Origin of the sequence: Burkholderia sp. AU39826 (assembly GCF_020419965.1) — a bacterium.
Taxonomy (GTDB): domain Bacteria; phylum Pseudomonadota; class Gammaproteobacteria; order Burkholderiales; family Burkholderiaceae; genus Burkholderia; species Burkholderia semiarida.
The window spans coordinates 56746-81624 of record NZ_JAIZQG010000009.1; the positions used below are offsets into that span (position 1 = coordinate 56746).

The 24879-nt window shown below is 71.8% G+C and carries 14 protein-coding genes; 4 read left to right on the forward strand and 10 right to left on the reverse strand.

The window, feature by feature from the left end:
- Positions 1–13: 13 nt before the first annotated feature.
- The 9 genes from LGM42_RS17690 to LGM42_RS17730 all read right to left on the reverse strand — a co-directional run bounded on the left by LGM42_RS17690 (position 14) and on the right by LGM42_RS17730 (position 19574).
- Entirely contained in the window at positions 14–1525 is a 1512-nt protein-coding gene (locus LGM42_RS17690; RefSeq protein WP_226232765.1) for a PepSY-associated TM helix domain-containing protein, read from the reverse strand.
- A gap of 1 nt (position 1526) precedes the next feature.
- Positions 1527–1790: a hypothetical protein gene (locus LGM42_RS17695; protein ID WP_226232766.1), complete on the reverse strand. Its 264-nt coding sequence runs from the start codon at positions 1788–1790 to the stop codon at positions 1527–1529.
- The gene (locus LGM42_RS17700) at positions 1790–3973 is read right to left on the reverse strand and encodes a TonB-dependent siderophore receptor (protein WP_226232767.1); all 2184 of its coding nucleotides are present in this window, start codon (positions 3971–3973) and stop codon (positions 1790–1792) included. The genes LGM42_RS17695 and LGM42_RS17700 overlap by 1 nt, the downstream gene beginning before the upstream one ends.
- Positions 3974–4119: 146 nt before the next feature.
- A complete protein-coding gene (locus LGM42_RS17705) occupies positions 4120–5883 on the reverse strand; it encodes an ABC transporter ATP-binding protein (RefSeq protein ID WP_319001456.1) in 1764 nt (587 codons plus the stop codon).
- Positions 5880–7607, reverse strand: a complete 1728-nt coding sequence (locus tag LGM42_RS17710; RefSeq protein WP_226232768.1) for an ATP-binding cassette domain-containing protein — start codon at positions 7605–7607, stop codon at positions 5880–5882. Before LGM42_RS17710 ends, LGM42_RS17705 begins: the two co-directional genes overlap by 4 nt.
- The gene (locus LGM42_RS17715; protein ID WP_226232769.1) at positions 7604–8656 is read right to left on the reverse strand and encodes a Gfo/Idh/MocA family oxidoreductase; all 1053 of its coding nucleotides are present in this window, start codon (positions 8654–8656) and stop codon (positions 7604–7606) included. Before LGM42_RS17715 ends, LGM42_RS17710 begins: the two co-directional genes overlap by 4 nt.
- Entirely contained in the window at positions 8653–14130 is a 5478-nt protein-coding gene (locus LGM42_RS17720; RefSeq protein WP_226232770.1) for a non-ribosomal peptide synthetase, read from the reverse strand. Before LGM42_RS17720 ends, LGM42_RS17715 begins: the two co-directional genes overlap by 4 nt.
- Positions 14127–18509 (reverse strand): non-ribosomal peptide synthetase, encoded by a 4383-nt coding sequence (locus LGM42_RS17725; RefSeq protein ID WP_226232771.1) that lies wholly within the window; start codon positions 18507–18509, stop codon positions 14127–14129. The genes LGM42_RS17720 and LGM42_RS17725 overlap by 4 nt, the downstream gene beginning before the upstream one ends.
- Before the next feature lie 123 nt (positions 18510–18632).
- Entirely contained in the window at positions 18633–19574 is a 942-nt protein-coding gene (locus tag LGM42_RS17730) for a helix-turn-helix transcriptional regulator (protein WP_059584474.1), read from the reverse strand.
- Between the two features lie 214 nt (positions 19575–19788).
- On the opposite strand from LGM42_RS17730, the gene LGM42_RS17735 reads away from it, so the two are divergent.
- The 4 genes from LGM42_RS17735 to LGM42_RS17750 are packed head-to-tail and all read left to right on the forward strand — an operon-like array spanning position 19789 to position 23943.
- Positions 19789–21441 (forward strand): (2,3-dihydroxybenzoyl)adenylate synthase, encoded by a 1653-nt coding sequence (locus LGM42_RS17735; RefSeq protein WP_226232772.1) that lies wholly within the window; start codon positions 19789–19791, stop codon positions 21439–21441.
- A complete protein-coding gene (locus LGM42_RS17740) occupies positions 21438–22211 on the forward strand; it encodes a thioesterase II family protein (RefSeq protein ID WP_060310563.1) in 774 nt (257 codons plus the stop codon). Before LGM42_RS17735 ends, LGM42_RS17740 begins: the two co-directional genes overlap by 4 nt.
- Positions 22208–22513, forward strand: coding sequence for an isochorismate lyase (locus LGM42_RS17745; RefSeq protein ID WP_059640806.1), 306 nt, complete (start codon positions 22208–22210; stop codon positions 22511–22513). Before LGM42_RS17740 ends, LGM42_RS17745 begins: the two co-directional genes overlap by 4 nt.
- Entirely contained in the window at positions 22510–23943 is a 1434-nt protein-coding gene (locus tag LGM42_RS17750) for an isochorismate synthase (RefSeq protein ID WP_226232773.1), read from the forward strand. The genes LGM42_RS17745 and LGM42_RS17750 overlap by 4 nt, the downstream gene beginning before the upstream one ends.
- A gap of 13 nt (positions 23944–23956) precedes the next feature.
- Here LGM42_RS17750 and LGM42_RS17755 read toward each other — a convergent pair whose 3' ends face one another.
- Complete coding sequence (locus tag LGM42_RS17755; RefSeq protein ID WP_226232774.1) at positions 23957–24841, reverse strand: LysR family transcriptional regulator; 885 nt, start codon at positions 24839–24841, stop codon at positions 23957–23959.
- Between the last annotated feature and the right edge of the window lie 38 nt (positions 24842–24879).

Here is a 24879-nt window from a genome sequence, read left to right on the forward strand (position 1 = left end):
CAGTTGCATGAGGTTAAAAAGGTTCGGCGCCGGCCGGCATGCGCGCCGGCTGCATCGCGTCGCGCCGCGGACGGCGCGCCGCCCGCAGCAGCAACGCGCCGAATGCGACGAGCGCCAGGTCGATCGGCCAGTACACGGGTTGGCCCACGCTCAGCAGCGCGAGCGCGCAATGGGTCGCGCCGGCGAGCGCGTAGGCGGCGCCGGCCGCACGCATCAGCACACGCAGCCATGCCGCGCGATCGGCGACACACGCGGCGAGCGCAATCGCGCCGCCCCACACGGCCCAGAACAGCAGCGCGAGCGCATGATCGACGTGCACGCCGTCGGGCAACGCACGGCCAGCGAACAGCAGCACGCCGCCCGCGAGCACCAGCCCGCCGCACACACCGACCGCGGCGGCGGCCAGCAAGTGCGCCGAGCGATCGCGCTGCGCGCGCCGCCGCTCGATCCACAGATGCAGCCCCGTCGCGCACAGCGCACACGCGGCGAGCCCCATCAGGAAATGCAGCACGCGCAGCACTCCACCCGCCGCACCGACCCAGCCGTATTGCGCGAAATGCAGCGGCTGCACCGCGATGAACGCGCGCAGCCAGAAGCCGCGGCCGCGCGACGTCGCATCGGCAAGCCATTGCCCGTCCGTCGCGCGGTACAGGTGGCGCTCGAACACGGCCGTGCTCGGCAGGCCCGCGCGCGTGCCGGCGATCTCGACGCGCGCATTCACATCGCCCCAGCGATGCAACGCAACGGCTTCGGGCCGGAAATCCGGCCGGCGCGCCGCGTCGCGCCGCAGCAGCGCATCGAGATCGGGCGCATGCCGCCACGGGCCGCCGGCCTCGACGGGCGGCGGGCCGCCGAGCAGTTCCGCGAACGCACGCTGCGGCTGCCCCGGATACGCGATGCCCGCGAGCGACACCGTGCCGAGCGCGCCGAGCCCCGACAACGCGCCGGTGAACGCGAACAGCACGAGCCACGGCATTCCCCACAGGCCGATCCACGCGTGCAGGTCGAACAGCGCGACGCGCAAGCCGTTGCCGCGCCGGATGCGCGCCGCGTCGGGCCAGCGCTTGCGATGCACGACGACGCCCGCGACGATGAGCACGAGCAGCACGATGCCCCACAGGCTGACGAAGATGCGCCCGGGGAAACCGGCGAACAACGTCTTGTGCAGCGTGACGATCACGTTCGCCCGCCCCGTATCGGGCAGCTTTGTGCCGGTCGCCGGATCGAGCGCGAGCGTGCATGTCTGGCGCGCGTCGCAGAAACGGATGGCCGGATCGTCCGGCCGCGGCAGCACGATGCGCGCGTCGCGCAACGCCACGCCGAGCGCCGCCGCGCGCGCGACGAGCGCATCGAGCGGCAGCGTCGGCCGTGCGACGGCGACCGATGGCGGCCGCCACCAGCCCTGCATCGAATCGAACGCGAGACTCCAGGTGCCGCTGAACAGCACGATGAACAGCACCACGCCGAACAGCGCGCCGGCGCCGCGATGCAGCGCGCGCCAGCGCGAACGCGACGACGCGTCCATGTCAGCGCCCTCCCCAGATCACCGCGCACGGCACGAGCACCGCGAGCCACGCACCCGCGCGCCACGCGGCCTGCCGCCAGCCGGGGGCGACGAGCACCCACAGCAGCGCGGCGACGCTCGCCACGAGCGTCATCAACACGGCCGCATAGAGCCGGTTCAGGCCGTCGCCGGGGTAATGACGGGCCAGCGTCACCGCGAGCGCGGCCGCACCCGGCAGCACGCCGCCGATCGCGATCGCCGCCCGCACGCCCCAGCCGGACGCCATCAGAATTGGCCGCGCACGGTCAGCATCACGTTGCGCGGTTCCCCGTAACGGTTGTTCCAGCCCGGCTGGCTCAGGCTCAGGTAGTAGTTCCGGTCGAACAGGTTGTTGACGTTGAGCGCGGCGCTCCAGTGCTTGTCGTAGCGGTAGCCGAGCCGCACGCTCGCGAGCGCGTAGCCGCCCTGGCGCATCGTGACGCCGTTCGCCTGCGCCGAATAACTGCTCTGCACCTGCACGCCGCCGCCGATGCTCCAGCGCCGCTCCTGCCAAGGCAGGTCGTAGTTGGTCCACAGCCGGAACAGGTGGCGCGGGTTCAGCAGCGGCGCGAACGTGCCCGCGTTCGCGAGGTTGTCCGCATAGCGCATCGTGTCGTACGTGTAGCTCGCCCATACGCTCCACCACGGCGTGATGCGGCCGTTCGCCTCGAATTCGAAGCCCTGGCTGCGCACGCTGCCGCCGTTCACGTAATAGCAGCTCGGCCCCGCGCACGGATGCGCGAGATCGACCTGCGGGTTGTTGTCGAGATCGATGCGGAACGCCGCGAGCGACACGTCGAGCTTGCCGCCCGCCAGTTCGCCCTTCACGCCGGTTTCATAGGTGCGCCCCTTCACCGGCGTCAGGATGCCGCCGCCCCACATCGACTTGGTCTGCGGCTGAAACACCTCCGCATAGCTCGCGTACCACGACCAGTCGCGCGCGAAATCCCAGATCAGCCCGCCATACGGCGTGAACTGGTGGCCGGTGTTGTAGTGCGCGCCGAGACTGTCCTGGTTCCACCAGCTCATCCGGCCGCCGAGCACGAGCGTCACCGGTTCCGCGAGCTTGATGCGGCCAAGCCCGTAGACGCCCTTCTGCGAAATGTCGTTCTGCTGCGACTGCTGGTACGGCCCGATGCCGGGCTCGGGCACGCTGCTCGGGTTCCAGCGGTACACGTTCACCGGCGTGCCGGCCACGTTGCCGAGCAGCGGCGCCGTCATCTGCCCGCTGCTGCTGTTCGCATACGTGATGCCGAACAGCAGGTCGTGCGTGAGCCCGAACGCATGCACGGGGCCCTGCACGTTCGCATCGACGCTGCGGCTGTAGCTGCTGAACTGGTACGCGCTGCCCGTCAGCCGGCCGCCGGCGCCCGTCGCCGGATCGATCGCGCCGAACGAACCCGCGTACTTCAGATCGGAGCGCACGCTCTGGTATTCGCCGCTGACCTTCGCCTTCCAGCCGGCGCCGAGCTTCTGTTCGACCGACGCGAACGCGCGCGTCGTGTCCCAGTTGAAGCGGCCCCACGCGGTGTCGAGGAACGTCGAGCGCGACAGGCCGAGGCTCGACCCGTCGCGCGCCATCGGCACGCCGGACATGTCGGGCACCGACGACGTCGTCTGGTACTGCGCGCCGAACGTGAGCAGCGTGTCGCGCGTCACGTCGACTTCGGTGACGCCGTAGATCGAACGCGTGTCCTGCTTCGCATGGTCGTAGAAGAAGTGGCGATCCTCGTACGCGGCGACGAGCCGGCTGCGCACGGTGCCGGCCGCATTGAGCGGGCCGCCGATGTCGGCTTCCGCGCGATAGCGGTCCCAACTGCCGACGCTCGCGGTCGCATGCGCGGAGAACTGGTATTGCGGACGCTTGCGCACGAGGTTGACGGTCGCGGCCGGATTGCCCGAGCCGTGCAGCAGCCCGTTCGCGCCCCGCAGGATTTCCACGCGCTCGTACACCGAGATGTCCTGCGGCGCGCTCGCCATGTCGCCGATCACGACCGGCACGCCGTCGAATTCGAACGAATCGACCTTGAAGCCGCGCACGAAGTACGCGGTGGTGAGCAGCACGTACGGCTGAACGGTCACGCCGGCCGACTGCTGCATCACCTCGTCGAGCGAGAACAGGTTCTGCTGGTCGATCCGCTCGCGCGTCGTCACGCTGACCGACTGCGGAATCTCGCGCAGCGCGAGCGGCATCTTGCCGACCGTCGCCACCGACGGATCGTCGGCCACGCCCCGCGATGCGTTCACCGCGATCGCCTTCAACTCGCCTGCGGCAGGCTGCGCGGCGCCCGCCTCTTCCTTGCGGACTTCCGCGCCGCCCGCTGGCGCCGCATCGGCGAACGCGGCCGCCGGATGCGCGGCGATCAGCAGGCCGAGATACAGCGACGGACGCCAGCGCCCGAAACGGGCGACGCGCGCGCCCTTCATCATCGATCTCCCAGGTTCCCGTACCTCGTACCGCATTCACGCCCCCGTATTTGATAATCATTCTCATTATCAATTAGAACCGGCAGGCGATTTTTCGATCGAGGGGCTTTTCCTATCGATTCCGGGCACGGCGGCCCGCATTGTTCACGTCACTGTTCGGATTCGGCCGGACGGGTTTCCTCGCCCCGGCCGGCGGGCGGCGCCCCGTCGGGCGGCTGGCCGGCGCGGGCGAACGTCCCGTACCACGCATCGGTCTCGATCAGCTGCGCATGCGTGCCGGTCGCCCGGATGCGGCCCGCGTCGAGCACGACGATCGTGTCGGCGGCCGCCGCGAGCGCCGGCTGGTGCGTGACGACGATGCGCGTGCGCTGCCCGCGCAGCGCGACGAGACTGTCGCGCACGCGTCGCGCGCTCAGTTCGTCGAGGCTCGCGGTCGGCTCGTCGAACATCAGCACCGGCGCCCGCGCGAGCAGCGCCCGCGCGAGGCACGCCCGCTGGCGCTGCCCGCCCGACAGCAACTGGCCGCCCGGCCCCACGTCGGTGTCGAGGCCGTCCGGCAGGCGCTCGGCGTCGCGCAGCAGGCCGACCGCGTCCAGCGCGGCGCGCAGCTGCGCATCGGTCGCATCCGGCCGCCCCATCCGCACGTTCCACGCGAGGCTGCCGCGAAACAGCCCGTTGTCCTGGAACACGAGGTTGCGCGTCGCGGCGAGCGTCGCCTCGCTCAGGTGCCGCACGTCCGAACGGCCGAGCAGCACGCGCCCGGCGCACGGATCGTCGAGCCGCGCGAGCAGGCCGAGCAGCGTGCTCTTGCCCGCGCCCGTGGGGCCGACGATCGCGACGAAGCCGCCCGCCGGACAATGCAGGTCGATCCCGTCGAGCAGCGTCGCGCCGCCGGCCGACCGATAGCCGACACGCACCGCGTCGACGCTCGCATCGTGTACCGGCGTGCCGCGCTCGGGGCTGTCGAAACGCGGTGCATGCAGCACCGCGAGCACGGTGTCGAGCGCGCGCCAGCCGCCGCGCAGCGCCTGGTCAAGCTGCGTGAGCTGCGCGAGCGGCTCGATGAAGCGCACGAGCAGCACGAGCACCGCCACGGCCGTCGCCGCGTCGAGCCGGCCGACCGCGACGGCCCACGCGCCGCCGACCAGCATCGCGACGAACACGCCCTGCACCGCGCCCGCGAAGCCGAGTTCGATCGGCAGCGAGCGCCGCATCAGCGCGCGCGTGCGGCGATGCCGTTCGTCGAACGCGCGCTGCAGCGCCGCGCGCGCATCGCCGTCCCGGCCCGCGAAGCGCAGCAATCCCTGATGCGCGGCGAAGGTCTGAAGCTGCACGGCCATGTCGCGATCGCCGGCGGCGCGCGCCTGTTCGAACGCGAGCGTGCGGGCGCCGCCACGCTCCAGCAGCGCGAACAGCAGCCCGGCCGCTGCCCCGAGGCACAGCGCGATGCGCCAGTCGATCCACGCGAGCCCCGCGACGACCGCAAGCGGCGTGACGACCGCGCCGATCAACGGCCCGAGCAGATGCGCGGGAATCCCCATCGCCTGCATCACCGGCCCGCGCAGCAACCCGGCCGGATGACTGTCGCGCACGGTCTGCCACGACGCGACGCGCGGCAGGTGTCGCACGAGGCGTTCGACGAGGCCGACGGCCAGCGCGCCGCCCGCGCGATAGCCGCGAAGCTGCGCGACGTACAGCACGAGCGCATGGCACAGCGTCAGCGCGCCGAGCACGGCCGTCCAGTGCAGCGCGGCCGCCTGCGCGCCGGCAAACCACGCGCGGATCAGCGGCACGAGCAGCAGCCCGCACGCGCCGTCGAGCAGCGCGGCGGCCAGCGCCCAGCCCACGCCGCGCCACAGCGCGCGGCGCGTGTCGCGCGGCAGGCATTGCAAACGTTCGAGCGACTGCATCATCGTGCGGCCTCCCCGCCTGCGGCGCCGCGTTCGCGCCAGAGCCGCGCATACAGCCCGTGCGCGGCGAGCAGCGCCGCATGCGTACCGCGTTCGACGATGCGGCCGCGTTCCATCACGAGAATCTGGTCCGCGTGCCGGATCGCATCGAGATCGTGGCTGACGATCACGCGCGTGCGCGCGTCGGCGCGCAGCGCGTTGCGCAACGCGCGCCCGGTTTGCGGATCGAGCGCCGACGCCGGTTCGTCGAGCAGCAGCAACGGCGCGCGCGACAGCAGCGCACGCGCGATCGACAGCCGCTGCAGTTCGCCGCCGGACAGGCGCACGTCGCGCCCGCACACGCAGTCGTAGCCGCCCGGCAATGCGTCGATGCGCGCGTCGAGACAGGCCGCGCGCGCGGCGGCGCGAATCGCGTCGCGATCGGCATCGGGCCGGTACAGCGCGATGTTCGCGGCAATCGACACATCGTCGAGCGCCGTCGCTTGCTGGAACACCATCGCAACCTGTTCGCGGCGCGTCTGCGATGTGAGCCGCCGCAGATCGGCGCCGCCGAGCCGCACCGTGCCGCGATCCGGATCCATGAAGCGCGCGAGCAGTATCAGCAGCGTGCTCTTGCCCGCGCCCGACGGCCCGACGATCGCCGTGGTCGTGCCGGCCGCGATCGTCGCATCGATGTCGCGCAGGATCGGCTCGCCGTCGATGTCGACCTGCACGCCGCGCAGTTCGATCGACGCATCGCGCGGCACCTGCGCCGCGCTGTCGGCGGGTTCCTGCAGGCCCGGCTGCGCGAGCAACGCGTCGAGCCGCGCGGCGGCCGCGCGCGCCTCGCGCAACGCATCGGCGCCATGACCGAGCGCGCGCACCGGCGCCGCGATGGCCCAGACCAGCAGCGCGAACGCGCACAGCGTGCCGACCGGCAACTGCCCGGCCGTCAGCCACGTCGCGCCGAACACGACCCACGCAAGCAGGAACGGCGTGCCGAGCAGCACCTGCGTGCAGGCGCCGAGCCCGCCGATGCGGCCGACCCACGCCGAGAACGCGTGCGAGAAATGCCCTGCCGACGCCAGCGCGGCCGCCTCGATGCCGGCGCCCGGATACTGCCGCACGAGCGCCGGATTCTGCGCGAGCTGCGCGTAGTCGCCCATCAATCGTTCGAGCGCCGCGTTGCGCGCCGCGAAGGCCGGCGCGAATCGCGCCGAACGCATCCAGCGGAACAGCGCCGCACCGGCGGCGAGCGGCGCGAGCGCGAACGCGAGCAGCACGGGATTCAGGTAAAGCAGGCACGCGAGCGCCGCGCACGGCACGACGACGAGCTGCGTGAGATCGGCCGGCGCATGCGCGACGAGCTGATGCAGCGCGCGCACGTCCTGATCGACGTGGCGCGCGACGCGGTCGCTGCCCGCGCGCGCGAACCAGCCCAGCGGCAAACGTTGCAGATGATCGGCGAGGCGCTTGCGCAGGCGGTCGCCGAGATCGGCGTCGACGCGGTGCGTCAGGTGCAGCGCGACCGTCTGGCCGCCCAGCCAGCACGCGCCGGCCGCCACGGCGGCGACGAGCCAGCCGCGCGCGGCCACATCGAGCTGCGGTGCGACGCGCCATGCGTCGGCGAGCTGCGCGAGCGCGAGCCACGGCACGAGCGACGCGATGCCGGCCAGCGCCTGCAACGCCACCGCGGCGACGAGCGGCGCCGCGAACGGCCGCAACATCGAAAGCAGCGGCCCGTTCATGCGGCACGCTCCAGCAGCATGCCGAGCGTCGCGGCGCGCGCATCGCCCGGCGGCTGCTCCGGAAAACCGAGTTGCGCGGTCAACTGCTGCCAGACGCGCGCCACGTCGATGCCGCGCTGGTTGCACGCATGCAGCCCTTCGCCGGACACGAGCCGATCGACCGCACGCACGGCGGCCTGCGGCCAGCTTCGCGCGTGAATCTCGCCCCACGTGTCCCGCGCGTCGTCGCAGATCTGGATGCTGGGCATGGTGTCGCCGGTCGGCTCGCCGAAGATCGGAAAGAGGCCGTCCTCGTCGGTCGCCGGCTCGCGCAGCGCGGGCGCCCACCACAGCGGGCCGTGCGGCGACGCGAGCGTCCAGGTGCCGGCGTCGGTCGTCAACGTGATGCTGAACAACAGGCTCATCCGGCCGTCGTCGGCCGCTGCCATCTCGTTGTGCACGCGCAGCGACACCGGCGTTTCGGCGAGCACCAGCGCGCATTCGCGCATCGACGACAGCGCCGGCCTGATCGGTTCGACCGACCACGGCCCGACACCCTGCAATGCGGCCGCAAGCACGTCGAGCGCCGCGTAGCTCGCCTGCACCGAGCACGCCACATCGGCATGCACGGGCGCGCACGTCTCGCACAGCCGTCGCGCGACCGCGATGAAGCGCGCGACGACCGGCAGGTTCGGATAGAAGCTGTTGAGCAGGCAGCGGCGGCCCTGGCGCGACGCGGTGCGCAGCACGCCGTCCCATTCGTCGGGCAGCAGCGGATGCTCGATCACGACGTCGATCCCGCGTTCGAGCAGCCGGCACGCGAGCGCGGCGCCTTGCTCGCCGCGCGCCGCGCCGCCGACGGCGACGCAGGCGACGCGCACGTCGTCGGGCAACGCTTCGACGCGGTCGAACACCGGCGCGCCGACGCGCGCGGCCAACGCCGCGGTGCGCGCGCTGCCCCGCCCGAGAATGCCGGCGACGCGATACGAACCGGACGCCGCGAGGCCCGCCGCATAGAACTGGCCGAAACGGGAGCCGGCCACGACGACCGGCAGCGGATGGACCTTCATCGTGCCTCCTTCAGGTGCGTGTCGACGAACGCGGCGTTCAGGCAGTCGAAATGACCGCCGGGAATATCGACGGCGGTGATGCCGCCGAGCGCCTGCGCCGTCCAGTAATCGATGAGCGCCGCGCGCTGCTGCGGGATCAGCGGGTTGCAGCGCTCCGGCACGAACAGCCGCAGCGCGCCCGCATACGGCGCATCGCCGGCCCAGTGGCACGCCTGCACCGAATGCATGAAAAGCCGGTAGAGCCGCTCGCGCTCGTCGAGCAGCGGATGCGCGAGTTCGTCCTGCATCGACAGGCCGGCCGCCGCGCGCAGCACGCGGCGACGCAGCGCATCGACCGGCTCGCAGCAATCGCCGAAGATCTCGAGCTGCGCCTGCAGGCTGCCGGGCGCGAGCCGCGCGGGGTCGGCCTTCAACGCGTCGGCGAGCGCGTCGGCCAGCACGTACGTTTCCGGGAAGCCGAGCGCATCGAGCGGCAGCCCGAGCGTCGCCGCGAAGTTGAACAGCACGAGCCGTTCGTCCTCGATCAGGTACGGAATCCGGTAGCTCGACACGATGTCGAGCGTGCGCACCGCGACGCCGAGCTGCACCAGCGACTTCGCCATTTCGAGCGCGACCAGCCCGCCCGAGCAATAGCCGAGCACGTCGACCTCGCGCACGCCGCTGCGCCACAGCGCCTCCGCGTAGCGCCGGCCCAGCGTCGCGTTCAGGTGGCGCACCGGCAGGTCGAGATAGTCCTGCGCGTCGCGCACCGCGAAGCCGAGCACCGGGCCGAGCCGCGCGAGCGCGGGAAGCACCGGACGATACGCATGCACGGTGCCGAGCCCTTCGTGCACGATCACGCGCGGCACGCCGTCGCCGGGCGCGAGCGGAATCGGGCGCACCGCCGCGCGCACGCGCGGCGCCGGCGCATGGACGACCGCCGATGCAGGCGGCGTGCGCGAGGCGGCAGGCGCAGCCGTCGACATCGCGCCCGCCGGCTGCGCGCTCGCGTCGCGCAGGCATTGCGCGAACGCGGCCGGCGTCGGCTGCGCGAGCACCCAGCGCAGCAGCCGGTCGAACGGATGCGCGTGCGCGAGCGGTTCCTCGCCGCGCAGCCGCGACACGAGCTGCGCGATCAGTAGCGAATCGCCGCCCGCGGCGAAGAAGTCCTGATCCGGCGAGACGTTGCGCGTATCGAGCACGGTTTCCCACAGGCCGATCAGCCGCGCCAACAGCGGATCGGCCGCCGGTGCGGGCGTCGATCGGGCCACGGCCGGTGCCGGTTCGCGGATCTCGGCGATGCCGGCCAGCGTGCGGCGGTCGATCTTGCCGTTCGCGGTCACCGGCAAACGTTCGAGCACGCGCAGTTGCGACGGCACCATGTAGCCCGGCACGCGCTCGGCCACGAACGCCAGCAGCGCATCCGGCGCGAGGCGCGCCGCGCCGCGCTTCACATGCGCCAGCAGGATGTCGTAGCCGAGCGCGGCGAGCGGCGTGCCGGGCGCGACGCAACCGAGCGCGCGATCGCCTGCCTCCGCCTGCAGCCATTCGAGCCACTGCGCGTGCGGCACGAACAACCGCGCGGATGCGGCCCGCGCGTCGTCCGGCGTCTCCATCATCAGCGCCTGGCTGATGCTGATTTCCGGATGCTCGGCCGTCAGCTCCTGGATCACCCACCACGCGTCAGGCGCCGACAGCGCGCGCAAGCCGGCGATCAGCGCGACCGTGTCGCGCGCATTGTTCAGCGCGCCGGAGCTGATCGTCAGGTCGACCGAATGCGGCGCGATGCCCTGCGCATCGCATCGCGCGTTCATGTCGAAGCGCACGAAGCGCATCCACGGATACGCGGCGAAACGCTCGCGCGCGGCCGCGAGGAAGTAGCTCGACACGTCGCTGAACAGGTAATCGATGCGCGTGCCGGCTTCGACGAGCGGCGCGAGCGCATCGACGATCGCCCGCGTCGCGGCGGCCGTGCCCGCGCCGATTTCGAGGATGCGCCACGCGCGCCGAGGCTCGCGCGCGACGACCGCACGCACGGCCTGCGCCATCCCGCGATGCAGCGCGCGGGCGTGCTCGCCGTCGCTGTACATCGCTTCGGCGATATGCGCGGTGCCTTCCGGGAACATCAGGCCGGCCGGCGATACGCTGCCGTCGATCTGCGCATCGAGGCATCCCGCGCTGGTGCGGAAATAATCGACGAGGACGGCCGGCCACAGATCGGGCGATGCGTGCTGCGCGAATGCATCCCAGCATGCGAGCGCGTCGACGACGCCGGCATCGGGCCGCATGCGCCAGCCGTCTTCGCCGTCCGCATCCAGCACGCCGTGCGCAACCAGCATCGCGAGCCAGTGGCGCAGCAGATGCCGTCGCGCCGCCGGCACACGCAGCCGCTCGCACAGCGTCGCGAAGCCGGTCGAGCCGTCGGCCGTCAGGCCACCGGCCGGCACGATCCACGCGGCGAGCGACGCCACGCACGCCGTTTCGAGTTGCCCGACCGAACGCGACATGTCCGCCTGCGCGGGCCAGCGTGCCGTGTCGAATGCCGCACGCGCATGCGTCGCGATCTCGTGCAGCGCATCGTCCTGCGCCGACGGAGGCGCGTCCGCGGCCTGCAGCGACACGAAGCTCGCGAGCCGGCGCTCCGCGCCGTCGCCGAGCACGATCGTCGCGGCCGCGCCGACGAGCGGATGCGCGGTCAGCGCCGCGTCGATCTCGGCCAGCTCGATCCGGTAGCCGCGGATCTTCACCTGATCGTCCTGCCGGCCGAGGAATTCGAGCGCGCCGTCGGCCCGCACGCGCCCGAGGTCGCCGGTGCGGTAAAGCCGGCGCCCGTCCGGATGACGGATGAACCGTTCGGCCGTGCGCACGGGATCGTTCGCATAGCCCGTCGCGAGCCCGACGCCGCCGATATGGATCTCCCCGCGCACGCCGGGCGGGCACGGCCGGCCAAGTGCGTCGAGCACTTCCATCGTCTGCCCGGTCAGCGCGCGGCCGTACGGAATGCTCGCGAGCTGCGTATCCTCCGGACGGATCGGATGCTCGATCGACCAGATCGACGCCTCGGTCGCGCCGCCGAGGCTGAACAGCGCGCTGTCGGGCCAGCGGCGCCACCAGCGGGCCGGCAGCGTCACCGGAATCCAGTCGCCCGACCACAGCACGCGGCGAGGGCCCGGCACGTCGAGCGCCGGCTCGCCTTCGAGGTAGTCGATCAGCATCTGTCCCTGGGCCGGCACCGAGTTCCACAGCGTCACGCGGTGGCGCGCCATCAACTCGGCCCAGTGCGACGGATCGTTGCCGCGCGCCGGGTCGGGCAGCACGACGCACGCCCCGCGCGCGGTCGCGCCGAAAAAGTCGTACACGGACAAGTCGAAGCTCAGTTCGGCCAGGCCCAGCACCACGTCGCCCGCGCCGACCGCATGTCGCGCGTTGATGTCGGCGAGCGTGTTGCACACCGCCGCGTGGCTCAGCATCACGCCCTTCGGCTCGCCGGTGGAGCCCGACGTGTAGATCACGTAGGCCAAGGCATCGGGGGCGACGTCGCGCGCGGCGCGCGGCGGCCATTGCGGATCGATCGGCAATGCATCGATATCGATGCGCACGCAACCATCGTGTTCGAACGCGAGCGCCTGCACGCTGACGACCGCGCGCACCCGCGCATTGCGCAGGATCGCCTGCTGCCGCAGCGCCGGCTGGCGGCTGTCGACCGGGACGTACGCGGCGCCCGCCTGGACGATCGCGAGCACGGCCGCGAGCTGGTGCGCGCACTTCGGCATCAGCACCGCGACGGTATCGCCCACGCCGACGCCGGCCCGTTCGAGCGCGCCGCGCAGCGCCGCCGCATGTTGCGCGACCTCGCGGTACGTGCGTGCGCCCCGCGCATCGATCACGACCGGCGCATCGGGCGTGCGCAGCGCCTGCGCGGCGAACCCGGCCGCGAGATGCGTATCGGCGTCCGGATGCACGTCGGCGACGGGCGCGGCGGACGGCAATACGATGTCGCCCGCGCGCGACCACCATTCGGCATCGTCGGCCAGCCGGCCCAGCAGCGCGACATACGCATCGAACATCGCGGACGGCATGCCGTGCGGAAACAGGTCGTCGCGTACGTCCCAGCCGATTTCCAGCCCGCCGAACTGGTCGGTCACCTGGCAGTCGAGCCACACCTGCGGCGTCTGGCTGATCATGTAGCGCGGCGGTTCGGCGCGCGCCGCGTGCTCGCCGAGCAGGCGCCCGACGCTGCCGATTCCGCTCGTGAACACCACCGGCATCAGCGCCGCATCCTTGCCGCGCCGCCGCGCGAGTTCGCGCATCACGTCGACGCCGGTGAACGCGCGATGGTCGAGATCGTCGAACATCCGCGCGCCGATCGCGCGGGCACGCTCGACGAAATCGCGCCCATGCGTCGCATCGACGGCGAGCAGGCTCAATGCGGTGAAATCGCCGAGCACCGCATCGATGCGCGGATGCACGGGCGGACGGTTCAGCACCGTCAGGTTCAGGCAGAACGCCGGCGCCTGACTCCAGCGGCCGACGACCTCGGCGAACGCGGCCAGCGCGACGCTCGCCGCGCTCAGCCCGAAACGGCTCGCATGGCCGCTCAGCGCGGCCCATTGCGCGCGATCGAGCCGCGCATGCCGATGCGTGAAGCGCGGCCGCCCGTCGGCGCGCAGCGCGGGCACGATCGGCAGATCGGGACGTGCGGGCAGATCGTCGAGCCGGGTGAGCCACCACGCCTTGTCGCGTGCATGGTCGGCACGCGTCGCGGCCTGCGCTTCATGCATCACATAGTCGCGAAACGTCGCGTCGAGCGGCGCCGGTTGCCATTGCGGATCGTCGTAACGACGCCGCCATTCGGCGAGCAGTAACTGCAGGCTCGCGTAGTCGATCAGCGTGAAATCCACGGACAGGTGCAGCACCGCGCCGTCCGGCCCGACGCTCACTTCCGGCTGCAGCACCGGCCAGCGGTCGAGCGCGTGCACCGCATGGTCGAGGCGCTCGCGCACGCGGTTCAGGTGGGCGTCGAATGCGTTCGCGTCGGCGTCGCGCAGGTCGTGCACGGTGAGCGGCTGCCACGGCACGTCGGGCAGCACGCGCTGCCATGCGTTGTCCTCGACGATCGCGCGCAGCATCGGATGGCGGGCGACGCACGCATTCCACGCGGCTTCGAAACGCACGCAGTCGAGATCCTTCGGTTCGTCGTATTCGACGTACAGATGGCAGGCGCTGCCGCCGAACTCGAACGATTCGTGCCGGCCGAGCACGTACGCGGCCTGTACCGGCGTCAGCGCGAACCGTTCGTACTGGCGCGCCGGATCGCCGCGCCACGCGCCGCCCTGAAGGAAACGGACGAACGCATCGCGTTCGGCCTTGATGCGCGCGGCGAGATCCGCGTCGAGCGCGCCGGCCGGCGCGCGATAGCGCAACTGGCCGTCGTCGTCGCACCACAGTTCGATCTGCCGTTCGCGGCAGAGGTCGAGCACGTCGTCGAAGCTCACAGCACGCCCTCCTCGATCGTCGCGAACGATGCGTCGCCATCGGCGGGCGCCGCAGGCGTCAGTGCGTCGAGCTGCGCCGCGAGACCGGCGAGCGTCGGCTGCCGGTAGAACGCGGCCATCCCGATCCGCACGCCGAGCCGCTCGCGCAGTTGCGCGAGCAGCCGTGTCGCGAGCAGGCTGTCGCCGCCGAGCGAGAAGAACGTAGCGTCACGCGCGTTCGCCGCGCGGCCGAGCGCCTGCTCCCAGCAGGCGAGCAATGTCGCGTGCCGTTCGTCGGCCGGCACGAACGCGTCGTGCGCGGCCGGCGCGTCGCCGAGTGCGCGCGCGAGGGCGTCCCCCACCGCCCGGCGATCGATCTTGCCGTTCGCGTTCAGCGGCCAGCGCGGCGCCCACCACAGCGCATCGGGGCGCATCGCGTCGGGCAACCGGTCGCGCAGCCAGTCGGCCAGCGCCGCCTGCGCGATCGGCTCGCCGGTCCGGCGCGCATCGATGCACGCGAACGCAGCCGAGCGCCAGCTCCGCGCATCGACCGCAAAGCCGCACGCGTGCGCGGCCGCCGCGAGCGCGTCGTGGGCGAACGGCCGCGGCGGCGACGCATCGCCCACGACGCCCGCGACGAGTTCGCGCAGCGGCGAATCGCGCAGCACGTCGGCGAGCAGCAGGCGGCCGTCCCGCGCGAGCAGCGCGGCCGCGATCCGGAACGTGTCGCGCGGATCGTCGCGCAGGTGCGCCGCCGCGAAACTGATCACGCAATCGAATGCGCCGAGATGGCGGGCGGGCAGCAAGCCGTCCTGCATCGTCTGAAGCGCAGGCAGCGTTCGCGTGAAGCGCGCCGGGGCGTCGTGCAGCAGGCCCGGCGACACGTCGAACAGCGTCACGTCGAAACGCGGATCGTCGAGCACGCCGAGCCCCGCATCGAGCGCCTGGCCCGCGCGCGCATCGAGCACCGCGACGCGCAATGCCCCTGCGTGTGCCGCGGCCTGCGCGTCCAGCGCGACGGCGAACGCGCGCAACGCGCGGGCGCCGTCCGGCAAACGCGTCGCGAACGCGAGCGGCGCCACGCACCGGTCCAGCGGCACGCGCTGCGCGGCGGTATCCGGCTCGGCGGCGAGCGCGCGCAGCGCGGCCGTCAGCTCGTCGAGATCGGTTCCCTGCCAGTCGAGCCGATCGAGCGCCGCGTCGATGGCCATCGATGCGTCGCCGTTTGCGTGCCAGTGCGCACGCAGCGACGGCGGCAGGCCCGCGCCATCATCGAGCAGCCGGCCGGCGACGGCACGCGCGACGGCCGCTTCCGCCGGCATCGTATCGGCCATGCCGGCCTCGACGAGCGATGACGGCGCCGTGTCCGCTGCCGCGCGATCGGCCGGCACGAACGCCGCGACGATGCGCGCGGCCTCGCCGTGGACGACGCTCGCGCACGCGCCGTCGATCAGCGGATGCGCGGCCAGCGCCGCCTCGATCTCGCCAAGTTCGATCCGGTGCCCGCGCACCTTCACCTGCCGATCCTCGCGCCCGAGGAATTCGAGCGTCCCGTCCGGCCAGTAGCGGCCGCGATCGCCGGTGCGATACCAGCGGCCCGACGCGTGCTGCACGAAACGCTGCGCGGTCAGCTCGGGATCGTTCCGGTAGCCGCGCGCGAGACTGTCGCCGCCGATCAGCAATTCGCCCGGCACGTAATCGGGCGCATCGCGCCCGTCGGCATCCACGACGCGATACGCCTGCCCCGGCAACGGCCGGCCGTACGGAATCGAACGCCAGTGCAGCGGCACGTCGTGCACCGTCTGCACGTTGGACCAGATGCCGGCCTCGGTCGCGCCGCCGAGCGCGTGGAACGCACAGGCATCGCCGCAGCGCTCGCGCAGCCGCGCCGGCAGGTCGAGCGCGATCCAGTCGCCGGACAGCAGCGCCGCGCGCACGCTCCGGCACGCGTCGCTCGCCGCCGGCACGGCCAGCGCCATTTCCAGCAGCGCAGGCGCCGAGTTCCACAGCGTCACGCGGTGCTGCGCGATCAGCTCGATCCAGCGCGCCGCATCGCGCGCTTCGTCCTGCGTCGGCAGCACGAGTTCGGCACCCGCCCCGAGCGCGCCGAACAGGTCGTACACCGACAGATCGAAATCGAGCGCCGATACCGCGAGCAGCCGGTCGCCCGCGCTCACGCCGAGCAGCGCGTCGATCGCATCGATCGTGTTGATCGCCGCCGCGTGCGTCATCTCGACGCCCTTCGGCACGCCGGTCGAACCGGACGTGTAGATCACGTAGGCCGTCGCCTGCGGCGCGACCGCGAGCGGCGCGGCCAGCGGCGCATGCCGCAGCAGCGCGGCGATGCCGACATGCGGCAGCGGCCCGTCCGCGCATGCGATGTCGCCGATCGCCATTTTCACGCCTGCCGCGCGCTCGATGAGCACCTTGCGCGCGACCGGCTGCGCGACGTCGAGCGGCACGTAGCACGCGCCGGCCGCCAGCACGCCGAACACGGCCGCGACCTGCGCGGGCCCGCGCGGCAGGCTGATCTCGACGGCATCGCCGTGCCCGATTCCGGCCGCCCGCAACCCGCCCGCGACCGCGAGCGCCTGCGCGGCCAGTTCAACGCGCGTCACCGCGCGGTCGCCGCAACGCAGGGCCACGGCGGCCGGCTCGCGCGCGGCCAGCGCGAAGAAATCGTGATGCAGCGTGCGCGCGCGGTCGCAGGCCGGCAACGCGTTGAGCGTATCGCGCACGCGCCGCTGCGCGGACGGCAGCTCGACCGCGATCGGCCACCGCCAGTCGCGATCGCACAGCGCCTGCACGAACGCGACATACGCGCCGAACATCGCGTCGATCATCCCGTCCGGGAACAGGCCGTCGACGCTGTCCCACGCGAGCAGCGCGCCGCCCGGCACGCGATAGAGCTGATGGTCGAGCCATACCTGCGGCGTCTGCGAAATCATGTCGTGCAGATCGCCGAATACCTGCGCGAACGCGTCGGGCACGAACGATTCGTCGCCGAGGTTGCACGAGAACACGACGGGCGCCGCGCGCGGCATGCCCTGCCGACGCGCATCGCGCAGCACGTCGAGCGCCGGATACGCGGCGTGCGCGATCGCACCGTGCAGCCGCTGCTGAAACGCACGCACCGTATCGGCCGCGCTCGCACCGGCTCGCACGTCGCATTCGACGAGCAACAGCGTCGTGAAATCGGCGATCACGCGGCCCAGGTCGGCCGCATCGCCGTGCCGGTCGAACAGCGGCACGTTGAGCAGGAATGCCTGCCGGCCGCTCCAGCGCGCGAGCACGGCCGCGAACGCCGCGCCGAACACCGACGACAGCGTGACGCCGTGCTGCGCGGCGCGCGCCTGCAGGCGCGCGAGCTCGTCCGTGCTCAGCGTATGCGCGACGCGGCTGAAACGCGGCGCGCGGATCGTTTCCGGCGCACGGGCGAGCGGCAGCGCGGGCCCTTCCGGCAACGTCGCGAGCCGCGCCTGCCACGCGTCGCGCGCCGCGGCGCGTGCATCGCGCGTTTCGGCCGCGCGACGCGCGAGCCAGGCCGGGAACCACGTCGACGGCGCGGCGGGCAGCGCCGACGGCTCGGCATACGCGACGCCGATCTCCTGCATCAGCAGCCGTACGCTGTCGACGTCGGCCGCGAGCAGATCGACACTGAGCCACACGCGATCCTCGCCGCCGGGCATCTGCACGAGTCCCATCATGAACACTTGCGCGTGCTCGACGTCGAGGCATTCGTGCGACCGGAACGCACGCAGCGACACCCATTCGGCCTGCGCATCGGCCGCCGTCCGGTCGCGCCAGTCCGCATGCGCGAACACCGGCGCATTCGACTCGGCGAGGATCTGCTGGCGGCCGCCGTCGAAACGCGCGCGCAGCATCGGATGACGCTCGCGCACGCGCCGGCATGCGATGTCGAGACGAACGGGATCGATCGCGCGGCTGCGGAATTCGAGAAACGCGTGACAGCTCACGTTGCCGAGCACTTCGCCGTCGCCGCGGCCGAGCCAGTACGCCTGCTGCACCGCGGACAACTCGAACGGCGCGTGCACGTCGACCGCTTCGGCAGCGACGACGGCCTCCGCCCGAGCGGCCCGAGCGACAGGCAGCGCACTCGCGAGCAACGCGGCCCACGCGCCGAGCGTCGGCGTGCGCGCGAGCGCATCGAACGTCAGCGCATGGCCGAGCCGGTTCAAGCGCGTCTGCAGATACATCAGCCGGATCGAATCGAGGCCGCAGCTCAGCAGGTCCTCGTCGTCGTCGAGCGACGCGATTTCATCGACGGATTCGTCGAGCAGCTCGGCGATCAGCTCGACGAGCCGCGCGCGAAAATCAGTAGGAGAACAACAGGAAGGATCGGAATGGTCGGTCGTGGAATCGACAACGGTCTGGCTCATGGGCACGCCTTGTATGGGTCGTTCGGCGGCGGCTCCGCGCGGCGGCGGCCACCTGTGAATGAGAATCTATCTCATTAACACCCATGCGCCCGGTCGATTCCTTTAGGCTGCCGGTCAGTTGTTTTAGATCGCCGCGCCCGCCAGTTCCTCGTGGTCGATCGCGTTCGACGACACGCGAATATCGCTCGGCGAAATGCCGTAGCGCTTGCGGAACGCGATCGAGAAATGCGCGGGGCTGTAGCCGACGCGGTACGCGACGGTCGATACGTTCGCATCCTCCGCGCACAGCATCGCGTGCGCGGTCCGCAGCCGGTATTCCTGCAGATACGCGTACACGCTCGTACCGAACACCTTGCGGAAACCGGCCGTCAGCTTGCGCGAATTCATCCCGACGCGCGCCGCGAGCGCGTCGAGCGTCGGCGGATGCTGGAGCTCGCGCGTCAGGATGTCGCTCGCTGCGTACACGCGCTCGACATCCGACGACGTGACGCGCACGTCGGCCGGCGCGGACTGCCGCTGCGTGGCCAGCAACTGCGCGCTCAGCGCGGTCAGCTCGAACGCCTTCGCCTTCAGGTAGTACTCGCGCACGGCCCCCTCGAACGGACAGGTGGCGATCTGCACGGCGAGCGCCTGCAGCGCCTTCGACGCCGGGCAACTGACGATGCGCGGATCGCCGCCCGTCGGCGCCAGCAGCTTCTCCGGCAGCAGGCTCAGGTTGCGGTCGAGTGCATCGAGGCCGAGCTGCACGATCGTGTAGCGCAGCGGCACGTCGCGGTCGTAGATCTGGTGCGTCGTGAATTCGCCGTCGTTGGCGATCACGCACAGGCCCGGCCCCTTGATGCATTGCTCGGGCTGGCCCGGCACGCGGCAGCGCAACTGCCCGCTCTGCACGAGGACGAGCTTCAGCCCTTTTTCGAGCGGCTCCTCGTACCAGTCGCGGCTATCCGAGCACAGCGTGCCGCTCATGAGTTTCATGCCCGCGTCGATGTGCACCACGCCCGGGTGATTGCCGGGCACGAGCACCGGCGGGTGACGTCGTGACGAAGCGAAGGAGGTCGATCTCATCGGAGGTCCGTTGGTTAGGCGGCACGCGCGGACCGGCACGCACCGGCAGCCGGCCGATTGTCCGGCCGGATTGGCCGGGCGCCGCGCGACCGGCGCCTGATCGAACGAAATTGCCGCGATATCGAAAGAAACGGCGCTATCGCAGCACCCGTTCCAAATGATAATACCTCTCATTTACATTTTCTGACAACTTGCCGGAACCCAAGGTCAGCGCATGCAACCCTCCCCTTCCTCCCTGGCGGCGGCCGTGCCGGCCGACGCGCCCGACTGGCCCGACGACTTCGCGCGCCGCTACCGCGACGCCGGCTACTGGCAGGACATGACGTTCTTCGACGCGCTCGACGCGTGCGCGCGGCGCCATCCCGACGCGCTCGCCATCGTCGACGGCGCGCGCCGCCTGCGCTATCGCGATCTGCTGGCGCGCATCCGCCGCCTCGCGGGCGGCCTCGCGCGGCTCGGCCTCACGCGCGGCGACGCGGTCGTCGTCCAGTTGCCGAACGGCGCGCGCTTCATCGAGACCTGCTTCGCGCTGTTCCAGCTCGGCGTGCGGCCGGTGCTCGCGCTGCCGGCCCACCGTCACTACGAGATCGGCGCGTTCTGCCGCTTCGCCGGTGCGCGTGCTTACCTCGGCGCGTCGCGACTCGGCGATTTCGACTGCCGGCCGCTGGCGGCGGCCTTGCAGGCCGACTGCCCGACGGTCGAGCACGTCGTGATGGCCGGCGACGATCACGCGTTCACGTCGTTCGACGCGCTGTACGACGCGCCGCCCGTGCACGCCTGCGCGGCGCGCGCCGACGACATCGCGTGCTTCCAGTTGTCGGGCGGCACGACCGGCACGCCGAAGCTGATTCCGCGCCGCCATCGCGAATACCTGTACAACGTGCGCGCGTGCAGCGCCGCGAGCGGTGTCGATGCCGACACCGTCTACCTCGCCGCGCTGCCGATGGCGCACAACTTCACGCTGTGCTGCCCCGGCACGATCGGCGCGCTGCTCGCGGGCGGCCGGATCGTGACGACCTCCCGGCCCGAGCCCGACCAGAGCTTCGCGCTGATCGCGCAGGAGCGCGTCACGCATACCGCGCTCGTGCCGCCGCTCGCGCTGCTGTGGCTCGACGAGCAGCCGCAACGGCAGGCCGACCTGTCGAGCCTGCGCGTGCTGCAGGTCGGCGGCGCCCGGCTGATGGACCACGCGGCCGCACGCGTGACGCCCGTGCTCGGCTGTCGATTGCAGCAGGTGTTCGGCATGGCCGAAGGGCTCATCTGCTGCACGCGGCTCGACGATACGCCCGAGCGCATCGCGCGCACGCAGGGCCGCCCCGTCTCCGAAGGCGACGAAGTGCGCATCGTCGACGAAGCCGGCGCACCGGTCGCGCCCGGCGAAATCGGCGAACTGCAGGTACGCGGCCCGTACACGATCCGCGGCTACTACCGGCTCGCGGAGCACGACGCGACGGCGTTCACGGCAGACGGCTTCTACCGCAGCGGCGACCGCGTGCGGCGCACCGCGGACGGCGACCTCGTCGTCGAAGGCCGCGACAAGGATCTGATCAACCGCGGCGGCGAGAAGGTCTCGGCCGAGGAAGTGGAGAACCTGCTGCTCGCGCATCCGCAGGTGCACGACGCGGCGGTCGTCGCGATGCCCGACCCGATGCTCGGCGAGCGGACCTGCGCGTTCGTCGTCGCACGCGCGCCTGCTCCGTCCAGACTGATGCTGAAACGCTACCTGCGCGACCGCGGGCTCGCGGCCTTCAAGATCCCCGATCGGATCGAATTCATGCCGCGCTTTCCGGAAACCGGCATCGGCAAGACCAGCAAGAAATCGCTGCGCGACCTGTTGCGCCGCCAGTTGCAGGCGGCGGCCGCATGAGCGCGCGCCCGATCGAGTCGAACTGGATTCGCGAGTTGCGGCTGTCGCCGTGCCCGCGCGCGCAGCTCGTCTGCTTTCCGCACGCGGGCGGCACCGCGAATTTCTTTCGCGGCTGGAGCCGGGCGCTGCCGTGGGACGTCGATCTGCTCGCGCTACAGTATCCGGGCCGCGAGGAACGCTTCGGCGAGCCGTGCCTGCACTCGATCGACGCGCTCGCCGGCCCCGCCGCCGACGCGCTGCAACGCCATGCACACGCGCCGCTCGTGCTGTTCGGGCACAGCCTCGGCGCGGCGCTCGCATACGAGGTCGCGGTGCGGCTCGAGGCGCGCGGCGCCGCGCCGCTTTACGTGGCCGTTTCCGCGCTGCCGCCGCCGCATCGCCAGCGCCCGTCGGATCTGCACCTGCAATCCGACGACGCGCTCATCGGCGACGTCGCCCGGCTGTCCGGCGAGCACGCCGCGCTGCTCGCCGACCCGGAAATGCGCGCGATCTACCTGCCGATGATCCGCGACGACTACCGCGCGATCGAAACGTATCGGCGCGAGCGTCCGCCGCGCATCGATGCGCCGCTCGGCGTGATGCTGCCGCTCGCCGATACCGAGCTCGACAGCGACGAGGCGCACGCGTGGCAGGACGTCGCGACGCGCCCGATCCACGTCGCGACGTTCGACGGCGACCACTTCTACCTGCGGCACCAGTACCCGGCGGTGATCGCCCATCTGGTCGAACGGATCGACCAGTCCCTTCGTTACGGAAAGGAGTACACATGAAAACACCGGACGCCTGCACGGGGCTTCCCGACATTCGCGAAGCGATCGATCGCCTGGACGCCGACATCATCGACGCGCTCGGCCGGCGCATGCAGTACGTAAAAGCCGCGTCGCGCTTCAAGCCGGACGAGGCGAGCATCGCCGCGCCGGAGCGGGTGGCCGCGATGCTGCCCGACCGGCGCCGCTGGGCCGAACAGGCCGGCCTCGACGCCGACTACGTCGAGACGCTGTTCGCCCAGCTCATCGCGTGGTACATCGCGCAGCAAACCCGATACTGGCGACAACAGCGGGGGCTCGCATGACCGCCGGCCTTCCACTGCTGCACGACACGTTCGCGCGGGCGGCCCGCCGCGCCGCCGCCACCGGCACGCCGACGCTGGCGTCGGTCTCGGTGCCGCTGCGCGCGCTTGACTTCTTCGACCTGATCGCCGCGTGGGACGACGGCGTCACGCCGTGGTGCTTCCACGAAGCCGGCGATGCGTCCGTCACGCTGTTCGGCTGGGGCTGCGCAGTCGAACTGAGCGCCGCCGGCGACACGCGCTTCGCGCAGATCGACGCGCGCTGGCGCACGCTCGTGCGCGACGCGGTCACGGCCGGCCCGCAGCCGCCGCGGCTCGTCGGCGGCTTCCGGTTCGATTCGCGGGGCCCGCGCAGCGCGCACTGGTCGCCGTTTGCCGACGCGAGCATGACGCTCGCGAAGCTGCTGATCGTGCGCGAAGGCGATGCGCACTGGGCCGTCTGCCAGCAGGTCGTCTCCGCCCACGACGATCCGGCCGCGCTCGCGCATGCGTGTCTTGCACGGATCGACTCGCTCGGCGCCCTTGCGCCGACCGCGGAAGACGAGGCGCCGCAACTGCTGCACACGCAGGCGCTGCAGGCGAGCGAATGGCAGCACGAAGTCCGTCGCGCGGTGGACGCGATCCACGACGGCGCATTCGGCAAGGTCGTGCTCGCGCGCGACGTGCTCGAGCAGTACGCGCGGCCGGTCGCGATCGCGCCGCTGCTGCGCCGTCTGCGGCGGCGCGACGCGCATGCGCACCTGTTCGCGGTCAGCCGCGAAGGGGCGTGCTTCGTCGGCGCCACGCCGGAACGGCTCGCGCGTGTCGCGGCCGGCGACGTGCGCACGCATGCGCTGGCCGGCACGATCCGGCGCGGCGCGACGCCCGACGACGATCGTGCGCTCGGCGCCGCACTGATGGCTTCGGCGAAGGAGCGGCTCGAACACGCGCTCGTCGTCGACGCCATCCGCGCCGCGCTCGGGCCGCTGTCGCGCGCGCTCGACGTGCCCGATCGACCGTCGCTGCACCGGCTGCCGAAGCTGCAGCACCTGAGCACGCCGATCCGCGCGACGCTGAATCCGGATGCGTCGCTGTTGCAGGTCGTCGCCGCGCTGCACCCGACGCCCGCGGTCGCCGGCCATCCGCGCGCACCGGCGCTCGACCACCTCCGTGCGCACGAAGGCTTCGATCGCGGCTGGTATGCGGCGCCGCTCGGCTGGATCGACGCGCACGGCAACGGCGATTTCATCGTCGCGCTGCGCTCGGCACTCGTCGCGGGCGGCGCGTGCCGGCTGTTCGCGGGCTGCGGCATCGTCGCCGATTCCGAGCCGGCCAACGAATATCAGGAAACCGAACTGAAGCTGTCGGGCATGCGGGCGGCGATCCGCGTGCGCGATACGGCGGCGGCGGTGCGTGGCCGCACGCCCGCGTCGGCCTCGTCGACGGTCGACTGATTCGCGCCGGCCGTCAAAGCAACGGCAGCGTTTGCCGGATATGGTCGGCGAAAGCGGCCGTCAGGTGCGACGGGCGCTTCCGATCGAACCGCAGCGTAATGCCCACGGCCGGCAACGGCGGCAAGTGCGGGTCGCCGTTGACGATCGCGAGGTCGGCCGGCACGGCCGTCTGCGTCATCACCGCGAACGCCTGCCCCGAGCGCACCAGCGCGATCAGCCCGGCGAGGCTGCTGCTCGCATACGCGACGCGATAGTCGCGGCCGGCGCGGTTCAACGCGTCGCACGCCGCGAGGTGATCGAGCGTATCGCGATCGGACAGCGCGAGCGGCAGCGGATCGAAATGCGCGGGCTCGAGCCCCGGATAGCCGATCCACACCAGTTGCTCGCGGCGAATGATGTCGTCGGTCGCGCCGTCGTCGGGCACGGAGATCATCGCCAGATCGACCGCACGCTTCTCCAGGTGTTCGACGAGCCGCGGCGTCGGCCCACACACGACTTCGACGATCGCCTGCGGATGCTGGCTCGAAAACTGCCGCAGCAGCGACGGCAGCCACACTTGCGCGTAATCGTCCGGGCACCCGAACCGGATCGTCCCCGACAGCCCCGTGCCGCACAGGTCGGCCATCGCCTCGTCGTGCAGCCGCAGGATGCGCTGCGCATGCACGAGCAGCCGCTCGCCCGGATGCGTGAGCACGACGCCCCGGCCGGTGCGCTGGAACAGCGGCTGGTCGACGGCCTCTTCGAGCCGCTTCATCTGCTGGCTGAGCGCGGATTGCGTGCGGCCGACCCGCGCGGCCGCGCGGCTCAACGCGCGCACCTCGGCGATCACGACGAACGAGCGCAGCAGGTCGATTTCGAGCGAAAGCGCCAAGGTATCAGCTCCTTTTCTACCTTGCATTAGAACTATTCGTTTCCATCAAACCAGACGCGCGCCTA